Annotated in this window: 17 protein-coding genes and 1 pseudogene; 3 read left to right on the top strand and 15 right to left on the bottom strand. The window is 35.9% G+C overall.

Features of this window, described 5'->3' with window-relative positions:
* Positions 1–25: 25 nt before the first annotated feature.
* The 11 genes and pseudogenes from CD33_RS11955 to CD33_RS11995 all read right to left on the bottom strand — a co-directional run bounded on the left by CD33_RS11955 (position 26) and on the right by CD33_RS11995 (position 10877).
* Complete coding sequence (locus CD33_RS11955) at positions 26–3373, bottom strand: hypothetical protein (RefSeq protein WP_052130193.1); 3348 nt, start codon at positions 3371–3373, stop codon at positions 26–28.
* Positions 3357–4703 (bottom strand): hypothetical protein, encoded by a 1347-nt coding sequence (locus tag CD33_RS11960; RefSeq protein ID WP_036201084.1) that lies wholly within the window; start codon positions 4701–4703, stop codon positions 3357–3359. Before CD33_RS11960 ends, CD33_RS11955 begins: the two co-directional genes overlap by 17 nt.
* A 143-nt stretch (positions 4704–4846) precedes the next feature.
* A pseudogene (locus CD33_RS20200) lies at positions 4847–4981 on the bottom strand (DUF72 domain-containing protein); the annotation flags it as partial.
* Positions 4982–5210: 229 nt separating this feature from the next.
* The gene (locus tag CD33_RS19895) at positions 5211–5360 is read right to left on the bottom strand and encodes a YezD family protein (RefSeq protein WP_084591340.1); all 150 of its coding nucleotides are present in this window, start codon (positions 5358–5360) and stop codon (positions 5211–5213) included.
* A gap of 158 nt (positions 5361–5518) precedes the next feature.
* A complete protein-coding gene (gene ssuE / locus CD33_RS11965) occupies positions 5519–6043 on the bottom strand; it encodes an NADPH-dependent FMN reductase (RefSeq protein WP_036201085.1) in 525 nt (174 codons plus the stop codon).
* The gene (locus tag CD33_RS11970; protein WP_036201086.1) at positions 6012–6308 is read right to left on the bottom strand and encodes a hypothetical protein; all 297 of its coding nucleotides are present in this window, start codon (positions 6306–6308) and stop codon (positions 6012–6014) included. Before CD33_RS11970 ends, ssuE begins: the two co-directional genes overlap by 32 nt.
* Positions 6309–6334: 26 nt before the next feature.
* Positions 6335–6724: a riboflavin kinase gene (locus tag CD33_RS11975; protein ID WP_052130194.1), complete on the bottom strand. Its 390-nt coding sequence runs from the start codon at positions 6722–6724 to the stop codon at positions 6335–6337.
* 201 nt (positions 6725–6925) lie between these two features.
* Positions 6926–7996: a sulfate/molybdate ABC transporter ATP-binding protein gene (locus CD33_RS11980; protein ID WP_036201087.1), complete on the bottom strand. Its 1071-nt coding sequence runs from the start codon at positions 7994–7996 to the stop codon at positions 6926–6928.
* 12 nt (positions 7997–8008) lie between these two features.
* On the bottom strand, positions 8009–8815 hold the full coding sequence (cysW, locus tag CD33_RS11985; RefSeq protein ID WP_235863285.1) for a sulfate ABC transporter permease subunit CysW: 807 nt from the start codon (positions 8813–8815) through the stop codon (positions 8009–8011).
* A gap of 87 nt (positions 8816–8902) precedes the next feature.
* Positions 8903–9739 (bottom strand): sulfate ABC transporter permease subunit CysT, encoded by an 837-nt coding sequence (gene cysT, locus CD33_RS11990; RefSeq protein ID WP_036201089.1) that lies wholly within the window; start codon positions 9737–9739, stop codon positions 8903–8905.
* Positions 9740–9851: 112 nt separating this feature from the next.
* Positions 9852–10877, bottom strand: coding sequence for a sulfate ABC transporter substrate-binding protein (locus tag CD33_RS11995; protein WP_036201090.1), 1026 nt, complete (start codon positions 10875–10877; stop codon positions 9852–9854).
* Positions 10878–11265: 388 nt separating this feature from the next.
* Here CD33_RS11995 and CD33_RS12000 point away from each other — a divergent pair, with 388 nt between their 5' ends.
* The 3 genes from CD33_RS12000 to cysC all read left to right on the top strand — a co-directional run bounded on the left by CD33_RS12000 (position 11266) and on the right by cysC (position 14148).
* Complete coding sequence (locus CD33_RS12000; RefSeq protein ID WP_036201091.1) at positions 11266–11967, top strand: phosphoadenylyl-sulfate reductase; 702 nt, start codon at positions 11266–11268, stop codon at positions 11965–11967.
* A gap of 429 nt (positions 11968–12396) precedes the next feature.
* Entirely contained in the window at positions 12397–13536 is a 1140-nt protein-coding gene (sat, locus tag CD33_RS12010; protein WP_036201093.1) for a sulfate adenylyltransferase, read from the top strand.
* 15 nt (positions 13537–13551) lie between these two features.
* Complete coding sequence (cysC, locus tag CD33_RS12015) at positions 13552–14148, top strand: adenylyl-sulfate kinase (protein ID WP_036201095.1); 597 nt, start codon at positions 13552–13554, stop codon at positions 14146–14148.
* A 64-nt stretch (positions 14149–14212) separates the two neighbouring features.
* Here cysC and ssuD read toward each other — a convergent pair whose 3' ends face one another.
* The 4 genes from ssuD to CD33_RS12035 all read right to left on the bottom strand — a co-directional run bounded on the left by ssuD (position 14213) and on the right by CD33_RS12035 (position 18872).
* Positions 14213–15346: an FMNH2-dependent alkanesulfonate monooxygenase gene (gene ssuD, locus CD33_RS12020; protein WP_036201097.1), complete on the bottom strand. Its 1134-nt coding sequence runs from the start codon at positions 15344–15346 to the stop codon at positions 14213–14215.
* A gap of 109 nt (positions 15347–15455) precedes the next feature.
* The gene (locus tag CD33_RS12025) at positions 15456–16451 is read right to left on the bottom strand and encodes an aldo/keto reductase (RefSeq protein WP_036201098.1); all 996 of its coding nucleotides are present in this window, start codon (positions 16449–16451) and stop codon (positions 15456–15458) included.
* A 35-nt stretch (positions 16452–16486) separates the two neighbouring features.
* The gene (locus CD33_RS12030; protein WP_036201100.1) at positions 16487–17878 is read right to left on the bottom strand and encodes an LLM class flavin-dependent oxidoreductase; all 1392 of its coding nucleotides are present in this window, start codon (positions 17876–17878) and stop codon (positions 16487–16489) included.
* Between the two features lie 79 nt (positions 17879–17957).
* A complete protein-coding gene (locus CD33_RS12035) occupies positions 17958–18872 on the bottom strand; it encodes a MetQ/NlpA family ABC transporter substrate-binding protein (RefSeq protein ID WP_036201102.1) in 915 nt (304 codons plus the stop codon).
* Between the last annotated feature and the right edge of the window lie 7 nt (positions 18873–18879).

An 18879-nucleotide genomic window follows, 5' to 3' on the forward strand; every position in this document is an offset into this window, starting at 1 on the left:
TAATCACAACCTAAACTATGTATTTTTATAAGTAACCCTCAATCCCTGGTATTTCATCTAATTGAAGTAATAAATCAAAGAATCCCTTCATTTCACCATCAAAAAACTTAAATACTTCTTGTTGTCCAAAGTTATCGATTGCTTCATCTAATTGATCTAACTGAAAAGAGAGTATATTTGAAATTCTATTTTTCTCTCCTGACAAAGTAGAATTTTCGAAACTTTTTTTGAAATTAATTAATAATTCTTCAATACTACTTGTTAAGGAAGAAAGAGCATAAAAATTTGGTATAGAAAACGGGCAATTCTTACACGATAATGCTCTTTTCTTACAACCATCCTCTGAATATAAGCATTGATAATGTTCTTCTTTACTTGGAAGTAAATTATTTTGTATATTGAATAAAAAGTTTGTTGCTTCTTCGAATCCCATAGATAGAATTCTATTAGCAACTAATTTTTTATCAGCAGTAATAGAGTTAACATACCCAGAAGTTGCTTCAATTTTTAGTACGCCACCTAGTTTATTACTTAGTACCTCAATTTCCAATGTTCGTTGTTCTCTATTAGTTAACTCTCCAAATATGACTTCTGCAATTAGATTAGGTATGAATCCAAATTCTCTTCTTTGAAATAACTGGCGTGATAGATGATCAATTTCCTCTTGCGGTATATCAATATAAATATTTGTAGTTTCAAAATCTTCATGCGACCTTAGTCTCTGAGCTATTTCAAGTGCAGCACTACTTTTTCCTTTTTTTACTAATAATACATATAAATAAGACAATAGAGATCTGTTCATTTTTCTACTTCTAAAAACAAATTCATTATCATAAAATTCAGAAAAAAATTCTCTTTGTTTTATTTCGTTAAATACTTGGTTCTTGTTTGAAAAGTTTATTATGTGGCTTATTCTCTTTTCCTTAGAATTTGTTAATATCCCCATTTCGATTTTTCTTGTTCTTATTTCACACAAAATTGCAGCAGTAGCAAAAGAAACTCTTAAGTCATCTGAGCAAAAGAATTGTGAAGTAGCTTGAGTTTTGGATACTTTAATATCTTTACGAATTATTTGATTAACTACTAAATTAGCTTGGGAATCTGATAGATTATTATCTATAAACCACTTCTCATCAAAGTTCATATCGTATAATTCCTCTAAATCAATACGTGGTATATTATAAATAACATCAGAATGTCTCCATGCATTGTTCATATGTACTAATACATATAACCAAGAAGATGAATAATTAGAATATTCTCCATTATTTATATTACTAACATCTGAGATAGCTTTTATTTTATGTAATTCGAGATTATTAACATAATTAAGTAGCTCTTGATATTCAGTAAAATCATAGATTCCTTTTTCAATTTGTTCGCTTGAATAATTGTAAGGGTTAGTAATCCAATCAAACCTAAATACTGGTTTATTGTTCATTTTCAGAACAGCATAATATTCTTTCAAGAATGTATGTAAGTACCTTTGTTGACTAACAGTAACTGTATTTATATTAAACAGTTCCAAATTAATCGAGTTTGCCGTTAATTCGTAAAGTTCCTTTTCTTGAGTAATACTAACCAAATGAGAGGTACATTTAACAAACTCTGACACCATTCTAGTCGTTGTTTTAATACTACCAGTAGTTAATTGTAATTTATCTTCGCAAAAGTTAAACCATTGCTGTTTGGTATACAAGATATTTTCCGAAAAATTTATTTCTAGAATTACTAGGTATCTTTTAAAGGCCTCAACTGGGTCTGAGTAATCAATTTGTGAGATTTGTTTTCTTAATATATATTCTTTATAAATTTGATTAACAGGTTCTTTTAAATAAAAATTTTCAACTGACAATGCATCATCGAATGCTGTTCTAATTAGTGTGTTTCCTTTTAAAATTAATTCTCGCATTTGATCATTATAATAAGAACTCCCAAACATTTGCCTTATCTCTCTATTAGAATAATACTTCTCTCTATATTCTAATTGCCGAACTTTTAACTCATGTATTTTGTCTTTATCAAAATAAGCAACCCTCTTATTTGTAATAACTGGCTTAAGATTTTCTTCATCTAACAACTTGTAATATGTACGTCCTGTTAGATTTAGTAATTTTATAACTTGTTGCTTTGAATAATAGTTATCAATATTCAAATACTTTTTAATTATATTCTCTATTTTTCTTTTATTATAAAATTGATGATTCCTAGATTGACTAAATGAAATATTTTCAACACCATATTCTTTTGCTAATCTTACAACTATTGCATATGATAAATTGTGTATTTCTGAAAGCTCATTAAGAGATACATGATCTTCTAGAAAACGAAGAATATCGCTTTTATTTATTAAATCTGTATAGCCGTGAACAGGCTTATTTAAATTTTCCACTCTAAATAATGTATTGTATTCATATATTTTCGACCTGAATTTACCTATATTTCCAGGTCTATAACCTATAATTTTCTCAGCTGCGTCATGAAAAGGCATATTCGCTTCAAATAATTTTGTTATATATGTAATATATTTTCTGAATGACTTTAAAGAAATATACATGAATCCATTTGTACCTATAATATATTCAATATTTCCTTTAAGTGCCCATGCTCTTATTACATTTTGATTTTTATCGTGAAAATCTAAGCTTTCAGCTTTACCTAAAGTAATATAATCTCCATTATCTAATAAGGATTTTTTAGATATTAAATTTGCTACCCAATCAGATGGAAAGTATGTTAAAGAAGATCGTCCAATATTAACAGCCTTTACATTTTCTCGTTTTGCAATAGCATATATCACTCTATTTGGTATTCCTTTATTTTCTTTTATTTTCTTTATAGAAATATATTTACTTAAGAATTTCTCGATAATATCATAAGATTTAATAGGCATATAAATTTGTATATCAGTTAGGTAAATATCATCTTCTAAATTAAAATACTCTTTAAATTTATTATAGTGAACTAGAGAAAGGTTTAACTCCTTTAACCCCTCAATTCTTTTCCTATATTTCCCATTAATAATATTTAAAAAATTTTTTTCTATATATAATTTCCCTCTAAAATTTTCCGTTTTCACAATACCTTCTTTAGATAGTTTTATTATTCCTTTTTTAAATGGTTTAATTGAAGCATCGGTAGACATTCCAATTTCATCCACAAAATCTCTAATAAATATGTACTTCTCATTTAATTTTTTTTCTTTTTCTATTAATTTGTTTAATGAATTAATATTTATTAAACCTTGATTATTAATTTCAATTAAACCTTCTTTAATGAGGTTTACTATCTTACTTTGAGAATAAGGAATTTCTGAAAGATTACCTGCTTGAAAAGGGGTTAAATCTGTATAGCTATCACCATTTTTTTCCACGCTTTAAAACACCCTCCTTCCAATGAGTTTTAATTAGATCTCTATTAACAACTCCAAACATTTCTTTAGGCGTATTTTTAAGCTCATTTAGAGCATCAATTAGAGCCTTTGAAGTAACTTTTTGGTCAACATATTCAATAACTGAATCCGTACTTGTATCCCCACGTGCAATTGCAACCTGTGTTATAGACAATCCCATATCCAATAAAAAGTTTGTGAAACTACCTCGACCAATATGAGATGACCAGTAATTGCTACTCAGTAATTGCCAATCATCAAATCTTCCAGGAGTCAATTTTAGTTCTTTAAGAAATACCTTTTTAACTTTTTTAAATTTTTTGTCCCAACTTGAACCAGATATTGCATTACCATCATCATTAATAAATAAGGCTTGTGTTTGCTTTTTTTCTTGGAATTTATACCACTGTTTCATATGAGAATCATATAAATCCCATATTAAATCATTATCTAAAATAGTCTGTTGCGCCATATTCACTTTAAGATAATTTAATCTTTTAGGATTCTCTTTAGTAGTATCTTTTAGATGACCAAATAAAATGTTCCTATTATCACTTATTTCAACATAAAGAGATTCTCTGTATTTTGCTTTCAAATTATCTTTTATCAAATTTACTGCTTCTCCACGTCGTATTCCCCCATAGAATTGCAGACCTATTCCAAAGGCTATTTCTGGAGCAATCTCTTTCGCTTTTAATATAAACTCATTAACCAATGAATATCTATTGTTCCCAAAGTCTTTTAACTTTGACATTAAATTTTGGCTTTGCATTTTGTTACTAGGAAATCTTGTTGAAAACGCAGAGTGTCGAAAGGGGGATTGTATAACTAGATTCTTATTATTATCAAGAAAAGTCCTCATTTCAAACTCGGGTGAGATAATCTCTTTTTCAAATAAATAGTGATAAAAAACTTTCAAGTAGTGTTCGCTATACTCTACTGTATTTCTTGTTTTCCCTGCCTTTGTTAGAAAAGTAATATATTTGCTTCCATGTATGTACTTTAACTCTTTCAATCCACCTTCTTTAAGAGTTATAAAATTTGGATCCTCATTTGAAACCCTTTCTAATATATAGTTTAAAAATCTACATATTACTCTAGCAGGGGCTATTTGAGAGTTCACTGACTTTCCTGAATACTCATATTTGACTCTTATAAAATCAGTTATAGGGTGCGGAAACACTATATCATTTATCATATCTTTTATACCTATATTTACAGTTCTAATAGTTGTTATATTATTATTAAACACTTCTTTGATTTCTGTTTCTTTTACTACATATTTATATCTGTCGTAGGTAAATTTATCCAAAAGTTTTCCTCCTTTGCAAGAAAATTCTCAACAATCACATTTTACCCATATTTTTTATAATTGGGCAATTAAAAAACCCCTTGTTTTCAAGGGGTTGAGTATAAATTGAATTAAAGGTAACATATTGCCCATTTCAATACCTATAATGCATAAAAGGATGTATCTAGTTCCACTATCGGGAAGTGGCTGCTATAATCAAATAGTTTATCTCGTCTGGCTGAATTTGTGCGATAAATCGAAGGATGATCTCCCCATCCTGTTAAACCAATCTTAATCATCTATTATTCCTCTATTTTAACTTATTTTTGCTTTCTTTATGTAATATCCATGTAACCTATTTATTAAAGTATAAACGATTTGCCTAAGAAAAACATAGGTGGACACATAAGGTTTTATCGACTTTTTCACCTTGATACATTACCCTTGGAACTTAACCCTCGTCATAAAAAAAAGTTCGAATACGCACAAAGCGCATACCGAACTTTATCAAACCCTTTTAAAAGATGTTCATTTACTTAGACGTATTTTTTCACTTTTTTCAATTTGAACAACATTATCATCATGGACTACAAGGGTAATGGAACCATAACTCATAGATATTAGCATTTTTTCTATATTTTTTAAGACTAATTGCACGTTTTCATGTTTTTTACTCATTTTACATCTCCCCTTCAGAAAGTTATAACCTACAAAAAGCGTCCTTTGGTCGATTTCTCCAGTTGCTGTCGGAGCTTGGCGAGCACCTTCCGCTTTTCTTGTATAGTATTCGTATTATAATACTTGGTTTTTGTGATAAAATAAGTTAATTAATCTTTCTAATTTATCAGTTTCAATTTTAGCAATTCATTACTTAAACGGTTTAGGATTACATTATGAATTTTATATTCTCCGTTCTCCAATTGTTCCACTTGTTGATCGAGAACAAAGACTGTATTCAAAATCTCTGTAGCTCCCAGTACTGATAATACAGGTTTTAGTGCATACTCGATGGCCAATAAATGTCCCATCGTTCCTCCTATGGCTATGGGGACGATTGTTTTATTTTCAAGCCCTTTTTGGGGAATTAAATCTAAATATGTTTTAAGTATCCCACTATATGATGCTTTGAAAATAGGGGTAAGTATAAAAACAAATTCTGAATCTTCTACTACATGATTCGCTTTAGCTATTTCCTCGCTAGCAAAATTAGCCGTAATTAAATCCTCTGCCGGTAATTCATGTATAAATATCGAGGCAGAAGAAATCCCCGCCTCTTCCAGATAGTTCTCAATATACCGATGAATTCCTGTCAATCTAGATGATTTCTTATTATTTCCATTCAATATTACGGCCTGAACCATACACACTCTCTCCTTTTAGATTCCAGAAATCCTCCAGTTTTTTCGACAATCCTCCCGGTCCGAATTTCACATCAGTCTCTTTTGAAATAGTTAACGCCATAAACTGTAATACTCTCATTCTTCGATCTAATATATTGGTTATTCCATTATTGAAAAACCAACTGTCAATCGTATTATAAATTCCTTTGTTTATAGAAAATTGGTGGTGGCAATATTGTGAAAATTGTAGATCAGGCAAATTGAGTATATGCAAAAGTCTTTCCAAGTCGCTTCCTCCTTAAGAACCCTCTATTACATAAGATTTTTTCGAGCAAAAAGTTCATCCGCCTGTAATTGTGAAACTAAATCCTGCAATTGATTAAACTTTTGTTCTTCACGAATGTATAAACTTATTTCGATGGTTAAATATTCGCCATAAATGAATTCATTAAAATCTAATATATGAACTTCATAGGTTTTCTGTTTACCATCTTTAAAAGTCGGTCGGTACCCCACATTCAACATTCCATAATACCTTTTTGAATTATGATACACGTATACACCATATACACCATTTTCTAATTTAAAACCCGGCACTAATTCCAAATTTGCTGTTGGAAAACCAATTTTTCTCCCTAATTGTTTTCCTTCTTCTACCTTCCCTACAATAATAGGAAATTCAATCTGATTTAATGAGTCCATATTAACCTCCACAGAAAATAATCAGCAACTAACAGGAACAACCCCATAAAGAAATAGGGTTCTGGCGATATATAAAAGCCCATAAAACTCTCATCTAATAAAGAGTTTTATGAGCTTCTGGTGTGACCAGTCAGCAACTAGTAATATAAGATGTACTTTTAGGTAGCTAGTAAATAATATTCCTAAGAAATTGTGGGCATTTTATATTGAAAAATCCTCGGGAACAAACACTTTCAATTGTTTTGGTTTAATAAAGACTGTGTCCCCATTTTTTATCCCCAATTTTTTATAATGTTCTTTTGGTATTTCAGCTTCTAGATACTCATCAACATCTTCACGTTTTAATTCAATTTGTACAACCGGTCCAACCATATGGATGTGCACAATTTTTGCAGCAACACTTTCATTATTGAGCTGATTTTTTTCAATTTGTATATCATGTGGCCGAACGTATCCAACAACTTCATAATGGGAATCTAAATAGGTCGGAACATCAATCTCGAATTGACCTTGAGTAAGTTTCCCTTTATGCAATCGTCCCCTGAATAAATTTACATTCCCCAAGAAATCATACACAAAAGGACTATTCGGATGCTCATAAACTTCTTCCGGGGTGCCAACCTGCTCAATCTTCCCATTATTCATTACGATAATTCGGTTGGCGACATCCAGTGCTTCTTCTTGGTCATGTGTTACAAAAATGCTCGTAACATGGAATTCATTATGCAGTTTGCGCAGCCAACGACGGAGCTCTTTTCGAACCTTTGCATCCAAAGCGCCAAACGGCTCATCTAATAATAATACTTTGGGTTCCACCGCCAATGCACGAGCCAATGCGACACGTTGACGTTGACCACCGGAAAGTTGGGCGGGATAACGATCTGCAAAATTATCTAATTTTACGAGTGCCAAAAGATCTCTTACTTTCTTGTTTATCTCATCTTTTGAAGGGCGAGTTTTTCGGGGCCGTACCTTCAAACCATATGCCACATTATCAAATACCGTCATATGCCTAAAGAGCGCATAATGTTGGAATACAAATCCGACTCCTCTTTCTTTCGGACTAACATTCGTAATATTTTGACCATCGAAAAGAATAGCCCCTTCATCCAGTCCTTCCAGTCCTGCTAAAATACGTAATAGGGTCGTCTTTCCGGAGCCCGATGGACCTAAAAGTGCAATCAGCTCCCCCGATTCGATATCAATGGAAATATCCTTAAGCGCCTGAAAAGTGCCGAAAGCCCTTGAAACATTTTGAATCTGAATACTCATTTGTAAACCTCCCTATTCGTCTTTTGCTTTCCACTCAATAAAGTTTTTAATTATGATCGTAATGATAGCCAATATGGACATGAGTGAGGCAACTGCAAAAGCGGCTGTAAATTGATATTCGTTATATAAAATTTCAATATGCAATGGCATTGTATTGGTCATTCCGCGAATATGCCCCGATACTACAGAGACCGCCCCAAATTCTCCGATTGTACGCGCATTGCATAAAATCAATCCGTACAATAATCCCCATTTAATATTTGGCAAGGTAACCAAGAAAAAAGTTTTCCATCCACTTGCACCTAGAGAAATCGATGCCTCTTCCTCCGTTATACCCTGCATCTGCATTAACGGAATCAGTTCTCTGGCAACGAAAGGAAATGTTACGAACATCGTTGCGATGACAATGCCTGGTAATGCAAAAACTATTTTAATATCATTTTGGAATAGCCATTCCCCAAATAAACCTTGTGCACCAAATAGCAAGATAAAAACTAAACCGGCGATAACCGGCGAGACGGCAAATGGTAAATCTATTAGTGTAATAAGTACGTTTTTGCCTTTAAAAGAGAACTTCGTAATGGCCCATGCTGCCACGATCCCAAATATTGCGTTTAAAGGTACTACAATTAATACTACCGTCAATGTTAGTTTAATTGCTGCCAAGGCATCTGGATCTGTAATGGAGGCTACATATGTTGCCCACCCTTTTTCCAAGGCCGTCACAAATATGGAAACCAAGGGCAAGATTAAAAATAGTGCCAGAAAAACAAGTGATATCGCAATTAATGACCATTTAACAATCATTGATTCCTGCATAGCATATGACTTTGTCGCACCATGCCCCGCTATTGAAGGGGAATCATGTTCAACATTTAAAGGTTTTGTCATAGCGATCCCCCCCCCTTATTGCAGACTAAATTTACGATTTGTATACCATTGAATGATGTTGATCAACAACAATAAGATAAAGGATGCAACAAGCATCACTGTCGCAATGGCGGTAGCCCCAACATAATCGTATTGTTCCAGTTTCGTCATAATAATTAATGGCGTAATTTCGGTTTTCATCGGCATATTCCCCGCAATAAATACCACCGATCCATATTCGCCGAGTGAACGAGCAAATGCCAATGAAAACCCGGTAATAATAGCAGGCAGCAGCTCCGGGATAATAACTTTCGCGAATGTTTGAAGCCGTGTTGCTCCAAGGCTTGCAGATGCTTCTTCAATCTCGCTGCCAAGGTTTTGCAGCACCGGCTGTACAGTTCTCACAACAAAAGGCAAACCAATGAAAGTTAGAGCAATAATAATTCCAAGTGGTGTAAAAGCAATTTTAAAATCAAAAAACTGTCCAACCCAGCCATTTGGCGAATACAAAGTGGCAAGGGCGATACCTGCAACTGCTGTTGGCAAAGCAAATGGAAGATCTACTAATCCATCCACTATCCGCTTTCCAGGGAATTGATAGCGCACTAATACCCACGCGATTATCGTTCCGAAAATGACATTGATCACACCGGCAGCAAGTGCAGTTCCAAAACTTAACTTATAGGATGCCACTGCACGTGGATGTGCAATGGTTTGCCAAAACTCGCTCCAGCTCATTGAAAAAGTATTAAAGAATACCATTGATAGCGGAAGCAACACAATAATGCTTAAATAGAGCATTGTGTAACCAAGTGTCATCGTGAAACCAGGTATAATTGTATTCTTTTTGCGCTTCTTTAAAGTAAGTTCCATATGTACCTCCTTTATGCTTTATAGATTCATTTCAATTAATTTCGTATGATAGGAGGCTATAAATGGAAAAGCCTCCTTCATCTATGACCAGGATTGATACACCGCTCTTTCACTACTGATAAATCTCGTCAAACGTACCACCATCTGCAAAATGTGTTTTTTGCGCTTCTTGCCACCCGCCAAAATCTTCTATAGTAATTAAATCCAAAGATTGAAATTGATCACTATATTTCTTTAAAATTTCTTCATTTCGAGGCCGGTAGTAATTTTTTGCTGCAATCTCCTGTCCTTCATCGGAATATAAGTACTCCAAATAACTTTCCGCCACTTCCCGCGTACCTTTTTTATCAACCACTTTGTCTACCACCGCTACAGGAGGCTCCGCTAAAATGCTTAAAGAAGGTGTTACGATTTCAAACTCATCCACACCTAATTCATTTATAGAAAGATAAGCTTCATTTTCCCAGGCGATTAATACGTCGCCGATTTCCCGTTCAACAAATGTAGTTGTTGAACCACGGGCACCTGAATCCAGAACTTCCACATTGCCAAATAATTGCTTCATAAAGGATTTAATTTGTTCTTCATCGCCATTGAATTTTTTATCGGCATAGCCCCATGCAGCTAGATAATTCCAGCGGGCCCCTCCACTTGTTTTGGGATTTGGTGTAATCACCGATACTTCATCCCTAACCAAATCATCCCAGTCTTTAATTCCTTTAGGATTTCCTTTGCGAACTAGAAACACCATCGTGGAGGTATAAGGAGATGAATTATGTTCAAATTCTGTCTGCCAATCTTCATTTAATAATTGACGTGTATGAGCCATTTCATCAATATCGTAAGCTAGCGCCAGAGTTACTACATCTGCTTCAAGTCCATCGATGACAGCACGGCCTTGTTTACCCGATCCACCGTGTGATTGCTGGAATGTTACATCTTGACCCGTTTGTTCTTTCCAATGATTGGCGAATGCTTTGTTAAACTCTACATATAGTTCACGTGTAGGATCATACGAAACATTTAAGATCTCCGCTTTCCCCTCGCTGCTTTCCAGTGGATCATCGCCACAAGCTGCTAAAAGTAAAACAGCGGTAAATACACCAGGTAATAATACGGATTTCTTCCTTCTTTTCATCTTCAAATTCCCCCTTTGGAAAAAATAAAAGGTTGCATCGCTCCCTTCGAAAAGGAAATTGTGCAACCTTCAGTGTGTCTGATCGGTACATATACTGTTATACACACTCAAACTAAGTGTGCGATTCATCTTGAAAATTACATTAATCCAATTTATCCCATTAGTCAACAAGGAATTAATTGTTTTTTAAAAATTTATGCAATTGAAAATTTAATTTGACTATTTCTACAAAAATAGTATACTTTAATTCAAAGATATACAGTCTTTGGAAATTGATTGCCTTAGATTTTGAATAATATGGCTGACTAGACACACTAGAGGCGTTTTAATATAACCGGATTTTTGTGGTTTTATTGAAACGTCTCATTTTATTTAAGGAGGTACATGGATGCTAACTTACACTAGCTGGAACGAATCAGCAGTTCAATTTGAAGTGGATGAAGCCCATAAAGGGGCTTTAAATGTTTTGCAGTGGGCCTACTCCCATTATGGTGATGAAGTGGTGTACGCATGCAGTTTCGGTATTGAAGGGATCGTGCTGATCGATTTAATATCCAAGGTGAAGCCAGATGCCAAAATCATCTTTTTAGATACCGATGTACATTTTAAGGAAACCTACGAAACAATCCAAAAAGTGAAAGAGAACTACCCCGGCCTGCAAATTGAACTAAAGAAACCCGCCCTCACTTTAGAGGAACAAGCACAACAATTTGGCGAAGAACTTTGGAAAACGAATCCAAACAAATGCTGCGAAATCAGAAAGCTAACACCACTTCGAGAGACTTTAAGCGGTTCGAAGGCTTGGATTTCCGGATTACGCCGCGACCAATCGGAAACACGGAAAAATACTGAGTTTATCAATAAGGATAACAAATTTGAGTCTGTCAAAATCTGTCCTTTGGTTCACTGGACTTGGAAAGATGTTTGGCGTTATGTCAGCAAGAACAATTTAACTTACAATCCTCTTCATGACCAAGGATATCCAAGTATCGGCTGCTCGCATTGTACTAAACCAGCTTTCACAATGGATGATTTGCGTTCTGGTAGATGGTCGGGTTCAAACAAAACTGAATGTGGCTTACACGATTAAAAGAAAAGCGAAAGGTGCTCGCCCAGCTCCGCGTCGACGAAAACGCAACGTCCTGTTGCATCGTCGACATGACTCACATCGTGTGAGCCCCAGCAACTGGAGAAATCGACCAAAGGACGCTCTTTGTCCTTGCAGGCGATTTTGAAGTTGCGCCAGGAGCTAGCACCTGCAGCTGGACAATGAAAAGCGAAAGGTGCTTGCCAAGCTCCGCGTCGACGAAAACGCAACGTCCTGTTGCATCGTCGACATGACTCACATCGTGTGAGCCCCAGCAACTGGAGAAATCGACCAAAGGACGCTCTTTGTCCTTGCAGGCGATTTTGAAGTTGCCCCAGGAGCTAGCACCTGCAGCTGGACATGACTTAACTTTCAAAAATTAATCCCATTTCTATTATAACTTTTCAAAACTAGATTAGGAGGAATCAACAAATGAGCTTACAACCACACGGAGGAAAATTAGTTCAAAACTTCAACCCGAATGCACCCTTGGAAAACATTGAAAAGGAAATTCAACTGGATGCAATCGCATTAAGCGATCTTGAATTAATCGGCATTGGTGCATACAGCCCGATTGATGGATTTTTAGGGAAAGAAGATTATGAAAATGTCGTCCAAAATATGCGCCTGGCCTCCGGAATTGTTTGGAGCATTCCAATCGCACTTCCCGTTACCGAAGAAGTATCGGCATCGTTGGAAATTGGCGAAAAAGTAAAGTTGACCTACAACGACGAACTATATGGACTGTTAGAAGTTAACGATATCTATACACCTGATAAACAAATTGAAGCACGTTTAGTTTATGGAACAGATGACTTAAACCATCCTGGAGTCAAGAAATTATTTGATCGCCCATCAGTTTATGTCGGTGGGAAAACAACTTTAATTAAAAAGTCACAAAAACAATTTCCAGCTTACAGTTTTGAGCCTTCTGAAACAAGAGCCATCTTTGAGGAAAAAGGCTGGAAAACAATTGTTGGTTTCCAAACACGTAACCCTGTTCACCGCGCACATGAGTATATCCAAAAAGTGGCGCTGGAAACGGTGGATGGTCTCTTCTTAAACCCGTTGGTTGGTGAAACAAAATCAGATGATATTTCAGCAGAAATTCGTATGGAAAGCTATAAAATATTACTTGATCGATACTATCCAAAAGAACGTGTTCAACTCGGCGTATTCCTTGCTGCGATGCGCTATGCAGGTCCAAGAGAGGCTATTTTCCATGCACTTGTCCGCAAAAACTATGGGTGCACACACTTTATCGTTGGTCGCGACCATGCTGGAGTTGGTGATTACTATGGCACATATGACGCGCAGAAAATTTTCGAAAATTTTGAGCCTGAGGAAATCGGCATTACTCCTTTGAAATTCGAGCATAGCTTCTATTGCACTGCATGCGAAGGAATGGCGACAACAAAAACATGCCCGCACGATGCGTCTTACCGTATCATTTTATCAGGAACAAAAGTGCGTGAAATGCTAAGAAACGGTGAAATCCCACCAAGCACATTCAGCAGAAAAGAAGTTATTGAAGTATTAATCAACGGACTGCGAAAAGAAGTTCATTCATAAAAAGAGGTGGAAACTTTGAGTTCAAATATTGTATGGCATGATGCCTCCATCAGTAAAACCGAAAGAAGAGACAAAAACAACCATCATAGCTTTATTCTTTGGTTCACCGGACTATCCGCTTCAGGAAAATCCTCCATTGCGAACGCATTGGCACAAGAACTATTTGAAAGAGGCAACCAAACCTTCGTATTGGATGGAGATAATATCCGTCACGGATTAAATAAAGACTTAGGTTTTGATGAAAACTCCCGAAAGGAAAACATCCGCAGAATCGGTGAAGTATCCAAGCTTTTTGTTGAGAGCGGTCAAATCGTCTTAACGGCTTTCATCTCCCCTTATCAGGAAGATCGTGATACGGTTCGTGCATTAGTTGCAGAGGGAGAATTCATAGAAGTTTATGTAAAGTGCTCTGTTGAAGAGTGTGAACGAAGAGATCCAAAAGGTCTTTACAAAAAAGCGAGAAATGAAGAAATCAAAAACTTTACAGGAATCAGTGCTCCGTATGAAGCACCGGAGAATCCGGAAATCGTTGTTGATAGCGAGAATTTTTCTATTGAAGAATGCGCACAACAATTAATTCAAATCCTATCTTCGAAAAATTATATTAAATAATTTCTTATCGAATCAAGCTGTTAAATGAGTTGTATAAACTCATTTAACAGCTTTTAGTTTAAATCTAATTTTTTAGCGAATTAGCAGATGGTTTTATATCCCCACCAAATGGACTAAGAAATACTTGGTGATTTGCGGTCACTTTTCTTTTGATTGGTAGTTTAGGAAATAATAATTCTGCTGTCGTGTATGCTTCTTCTAAATGAGGATAACCGGATAAGATAAAGGTTTCAATACCAAGGTCCGCATATTCCTTTATTCGTTCTGCAACTATGGATGGGTCACCAACAAGCGCTGTCCCCGCCCCTGTTCGAACCAGACCTACCCCGGCCCAAAGATTTGGACTTACCTCTAACTTTGACTTATCGCCCTTATGCAGATCCGTCATTAAACGCTGCCCTTCCGAATCCATCCGGCTAAATACCTTCTGGGCATTTGCAATTGTTTCATCATCCACATGCTCTATCAACTTATTTGCCGCTTCCCATGCTTCTTCTTCTGTCGGGCGTACGATTACATGTAAACGAATGCCGAATTTCACCTTACGTCCTTGTGCTTCAGCAAGCTTACGAACTTCTTTAATCTTTTTCTCTACTTGTGCAGGGGGCTCTCCCCATGTTAAATAAACATCGATATGCTCTGCGGCGACACTCATGGCAGCCGGTGAGGATCCACCGAAATAAAGTGTTGGATAAGGATGTTGGACTGAAGGATATGGTAACTGCCCTCCTTCTATTTTTAAATAATCACCTTCATGATCGACTTCTTGTTCAGTAAATAATTGACGCCAAATTGTTAGAAATTCATCCGTCAGTTTATACCGATCATCATGATTTAAAAACACACCTTCTCCAGCAAGTTCTACAGGATCCCCTCCTGCTACGACATTAACAAGTAAGCGACCGTTTGAAAAGCGGTCTAATGTTGCCGACATTCTTGCAGCAAAACTTGGCGACATCAAACCTGGTCGTACTGCAACTAAATATTTTAGATTTTCTGTCACTGGCACCAATGTTGAAGCAACAATAAAACCTTCTTCACACGTTTTGCCTGTAGGGATTAAAACCCCTGTATAGCCTAAATCATCTACAGCTTGTGCAATTTGTTTGCAGTAATTCAAGGTTGCTGAACGTGTTCCCTCATTTGCATTCAACTGTCGAAAGTCACCATTGGTTGGAATAAACCAAAAAATTTCCATAACATTTCCTCCTAAGCGTATGCCGTTCATCCACGTACTGATATATTATTTAAAAATTGTCCAGTATAACTGTCAATTTGAAGAAGATAACCCATAAAGAGAGCAATCATTACTTTTTATATTTTTTAAATAGTTCTTCTTTTGAAGAGTGATCCGTTGCTAAAGGAGGTTCAATCGTTAATGCTGTAATTTGGTCCCTTTGTGCACGACTCAGAGAGATCTCAGTTCCATCAATTGATAATGCAAGTTGTTCAGGATTTCGGGCCCCTATAATCGGAGCAGTTATATCTGGATGATTTAATACCCATGAAACTGCAAGTGAAGCAGGATGATAACCCCATTGCGAAGCTAACTCAGTAAATTGATCTGCAATTTCGTAATAAGAAGTAACCCCATATCTTTGTTCATAATTTTTTTGTTCCTTCAATCTACCTTGCTCTGCTTTCTTTTGCTTACTACCATATTTTCCGCTTAGTAGCCCCCCACCAAGAGGACTATAAGTAACCACACCTAACTGTTCAGAATGGGCTAATGGAAAAATTTCAACTTCCGCTTGACGCTTTACAAGATTATACATCGGTTGTATCAATTCGAATCGTGCAAGAAGTTCCCTATCAGAAATACCTAAAGCTTTAGCTATTTGCCAAGCTGCCCAGTTACTCACTGCCGGGTATAATATTTTCCCTTGTTTTTGCAAATCATCCAGCGTTCTAACCACTTCCTCGATATCCGTATATTCATCAAAAAGGTGAACAAAGTAGAATTCAATGCGATCTGTACCTAATCTTTTTAAACTTTGTTCGATTGCTAAAGTAAGATTTCTTTTGGAAAGTCCGCCACTGTTTAAATCTTTTTCGGTAGGAAGCCCAGCTTTTGACGTTAAAACAACTTCATTTCTATGGCCAGAAATACATTTCCCTAAAATTTCTTCGGATTGGCCACCGTTATATACATTTGCAGTATCAAAAAAGTTCAATCCTGCTTCTCGGCATTGTTTATACATTGCAATTGATGTCTCTTCATCCGCAATACCACCAAATGACATAGTCCCAAAACAGAGATTCGAGACATGGATCCCTGTCTTTCCAACCGTATTAAATTCCATCATTACCTCCAATCAATTCAGAAATAAGCCTGGCATTAACTATTGAGTTTAGTTGAATATGCGTTTCGATATTTTGCACCGATATGATCATTGGGCAATAAATTTCGTCCTGTTCCAAATAACTTTTCCCTTAGCGTTCCTTCTGTATAGTTTTCTTTATAAATCCCTCTCTTTTGAAGCTCCGGCACAACTAGATTTATAAATTCTTCAATATTGGCAGGTGTTACGAAATGAGCAAGATTAAACCCATCAATTCCCGTTGCTTCAAATTGATATTGAATCGCATCCGCTACTTCAGATGGATTTCCTACAAGAACATGGTCTCTATCAATGGTTTCAAACTTATTCAATACTTCTTGAACTGTTAATTTTTTTGGTGCATCCTTCGTTAAGGATGCTGCACGAGTTTGGCCATGTTCAGTATGCTGGTATTCGAATGGTGCATCCTTATCCGTATACTTTGCTAGATCATATCCACTTGATCCTCCAAATTGGGCTTTAGCTGCTTCACTGCTCCAAAAATGACGATATTGTTCAAATTTGTTTTCCGCTTCTTCCGTTGTTTCTGCGACAACTATATTTAAAAAAGTAAACGTTTTGATGTTGTCGGGATTTCGACCGTATTTTTTGGCTCTTTCTTTTATATCATCAATATAAAATTTTAATTTTTCAGTGGTCGCCCCGCTTACAAACACGCATTCAGCATGCTTCGCCGAGAAATCTCTTCCTCTTTCAGATGTCCCTGCCTGAAAAATAATCGGTGTCCGTTGTTTAGAGGGATACGTTAAATGTGGGCCCTTTACACTGAAAAATGTCCCGTTATGGTTTATCTCATGCACCTTCTTTGGGTCAAATAATATCCCGATTTCCGTATCTCCGATAAACGCATTATTCTCCCAGCTGCTTTCCCAAAGCTTATAAGAAACTTCCAGAAATTCATCTGCAATTTCATAACGTTGATCGTGCTTAATCATCTCTTTTTGCCCATAGTTCTGTGCAGCATTCGGTAAATAGGATGTAACAATATTCCACCCAACTCGCCCTTTTGTAAAATGATCCAAGGTTGAAAAACGTCTTGCATTTGAAAACGGATGTTCATAAGAAGTACTAACAGTAACAATAAAAGATAAATGTTCTGTAACAGCAGCCATTGCAGGTACAACAAATGCTGGATCATTCATAGGTACTTGAACCCCATCCCTAACAGCAGGATCCTTGCTATTTTGATATACGTCATACACACCTGCCACATCTGCAAAAAAGATACTATCAAACTTTCCTTTTTCTAGTAGCTTCCCTAACTCGATCCAATAGTTTAAATCATTATAGACAAGATGACGTTTATTTTGAGGGTGCTTCCATAACCCATGAGAATTATGCATAGCACCTGCCATATCAAATAGATTTAAAATTAGTTGTTTTGCCAAACTGTTCACTCCCTTCTCAAACAGTGAAAAATTATGATGGATTAATTCTCAGTAATTCACAGAACTTTCATTCTCAGGCTTATCGATTTTCTTGTTTAATGTTTTCAACCAAAATATCCAATTCCTTTTGCAGCTCCGATACCTCCACTTCCGTTACAATACTTGCCCCTTTTGTATCCTCTTCTACCGCCTTTGCAACCTCTTCTGTCAAATATAAATCAGAAATTGTTTTAAATGCTTCATTATCCTTGTTCTTGCCTAGAGTTGCAAAAACATTCACATATGGACGAGTATCTGGACTATTCGGGTCATCATGGAAGATAGCCTCAGACAGCTCGTATCCAGCTTGACCGGCAATCCCGCCATTAATAATAGAAGCAGCGACATCCGGCAATACTCGAGGGGTTTGTTGTGCAACAACTTCTACAATCTCTAGATTTTTTGGATTATTGATGATATCCTTCACTATCGGATAAAGACCCACATCTTCCGTTAATTCAATCAATCCTGCTTGTTGAAGAACCTTTAAACCTCTCCCTAAATTGGCGGGATCATTAGGTACAGCAATTTTGGAGCCATCAGGGATTTCAGAGACTTCTTTATACTTTTCAGAATATAATCCTAATGGAGCAACTACTGTCGAACCAATTGGTACAATATCCGCATCGTTCTCCACTATAAATTGACTTAAAAATGCTAAATGCTGAAACGAGTTGATATCCACTTCACCATTGACTAGTGCAGTATTTGGAAGGATATAATCCGAGAATTCAACCAGTTCAACATGGATGTTTTTTTCTAACGCCTTTTCCTTAATAATTTCCCAATATTGTCCGTCCGAGCCTGTAACCCCAACTTTTACTGTTACAGGTTCTTCTTTGGTTCCTTCTTGTTTGCTAGCCGTATTCGAAGCAGATTCAACGCTACTGTTGCAAGCTGATAAAATACCAACCACTATAATGGATAAAAATAAAATTAATAATCGATTTTTCATATATACT

It is taken from the genome of Ureibacillus sinduriensis BLB-1 = JCM 15800 (assembly GCF_000772955.1).
Lineage (GTDB): Bacteria > Bacillota > Bacilli > Bacillales_A > Planococcaceae > Ureibacillus > Ureibacillus sinduriensis.

Excerpts from the sequence above, each read along its gene's own strand:
- CD33_RS19895 (WP_084591340.1), bottom strand. The coding sequence starts at position 5,360 with ATGAGTAAAAAACATGAAAACGTGCAATTAGTCTTAAAAAATATAGAA.
- ssuE (WP_036201085.1), bottom strand. The coding sequence starts at position 6,043 with ATGGTTCAGGCCGTAATATTGAATGGAAATAATAAGAAATCATCTAGA.
- CD33_RS11975 (WP_052130194.1), bottom strand. The coding sequence starts at position 6,724 with ATGGACTCATTAAATCAGATTGAATTTCCTATTATTGTAGGGAAGGTA.
- CD33_RS11980 (WP_036201087.1), bottom strand. The coding sequence starts at position 7,996 with ATGAGTATTCAGATTCAAAATGTTTCAAGGGCTTTCGGCACTTTTCAG.
- cysW (WP_235863285.1), bottom strand. The coding sequence starts at position 8,815 with ATGCAGGAATCAATGATTGTTAAATGGTCATTAATTGCGATATCACTT.
- cysT (WP_036201089.1), bottom strand. The coding sequence starts at position 9,739 with ATGGAACTTACTTTAAAGAAGCGCAAAAAGAATACAATTATACCTGGT.
- CD33_RS11995 (WP_036201090.1), bottom strand. The coding sequence starts at position 10,877 with ATGAAAAGAAGGAAGAAATCCGTATTATTACCTGGTGTATTTACCGCT.
- CD33_RS12000 (WP_036201091.1), top strand. The coding sequence starts at position 11,266 with ATGCTAACTTACACTAGCTGGAACGAATCAGCAGTTCAATTTGAAGTG.
- sat (WP_036201093.1), top strand. The coding sequence starts at position 12,397 with ATGAGCTTACAACCACACGGAGGAAAATTAGTTCAAAACTTCAACCCG.
- ssuD (WP_036201097.1), bottom strand. The coding sequence starts at position 15,346 with ATGGAAATTTTTTGGTTTATTCCAACCAATGGTGACTTTCGACAGTTG.
- CD33_RS12025 (WP_036201098.1), bottom strand. The coding sequence starts at position 16,451 with ATGGAATTTAATACGGTTGGAAAGACAGGGATCCATGTCTCGAATCTC.
- CD33_RS12035 (WP_036201102.1), bottom strand. The coding sequence starts at position 18,872 with ATGAAAAATCGATTATTAATTTTATTTTTATCCATTATAGTGGTTGGT.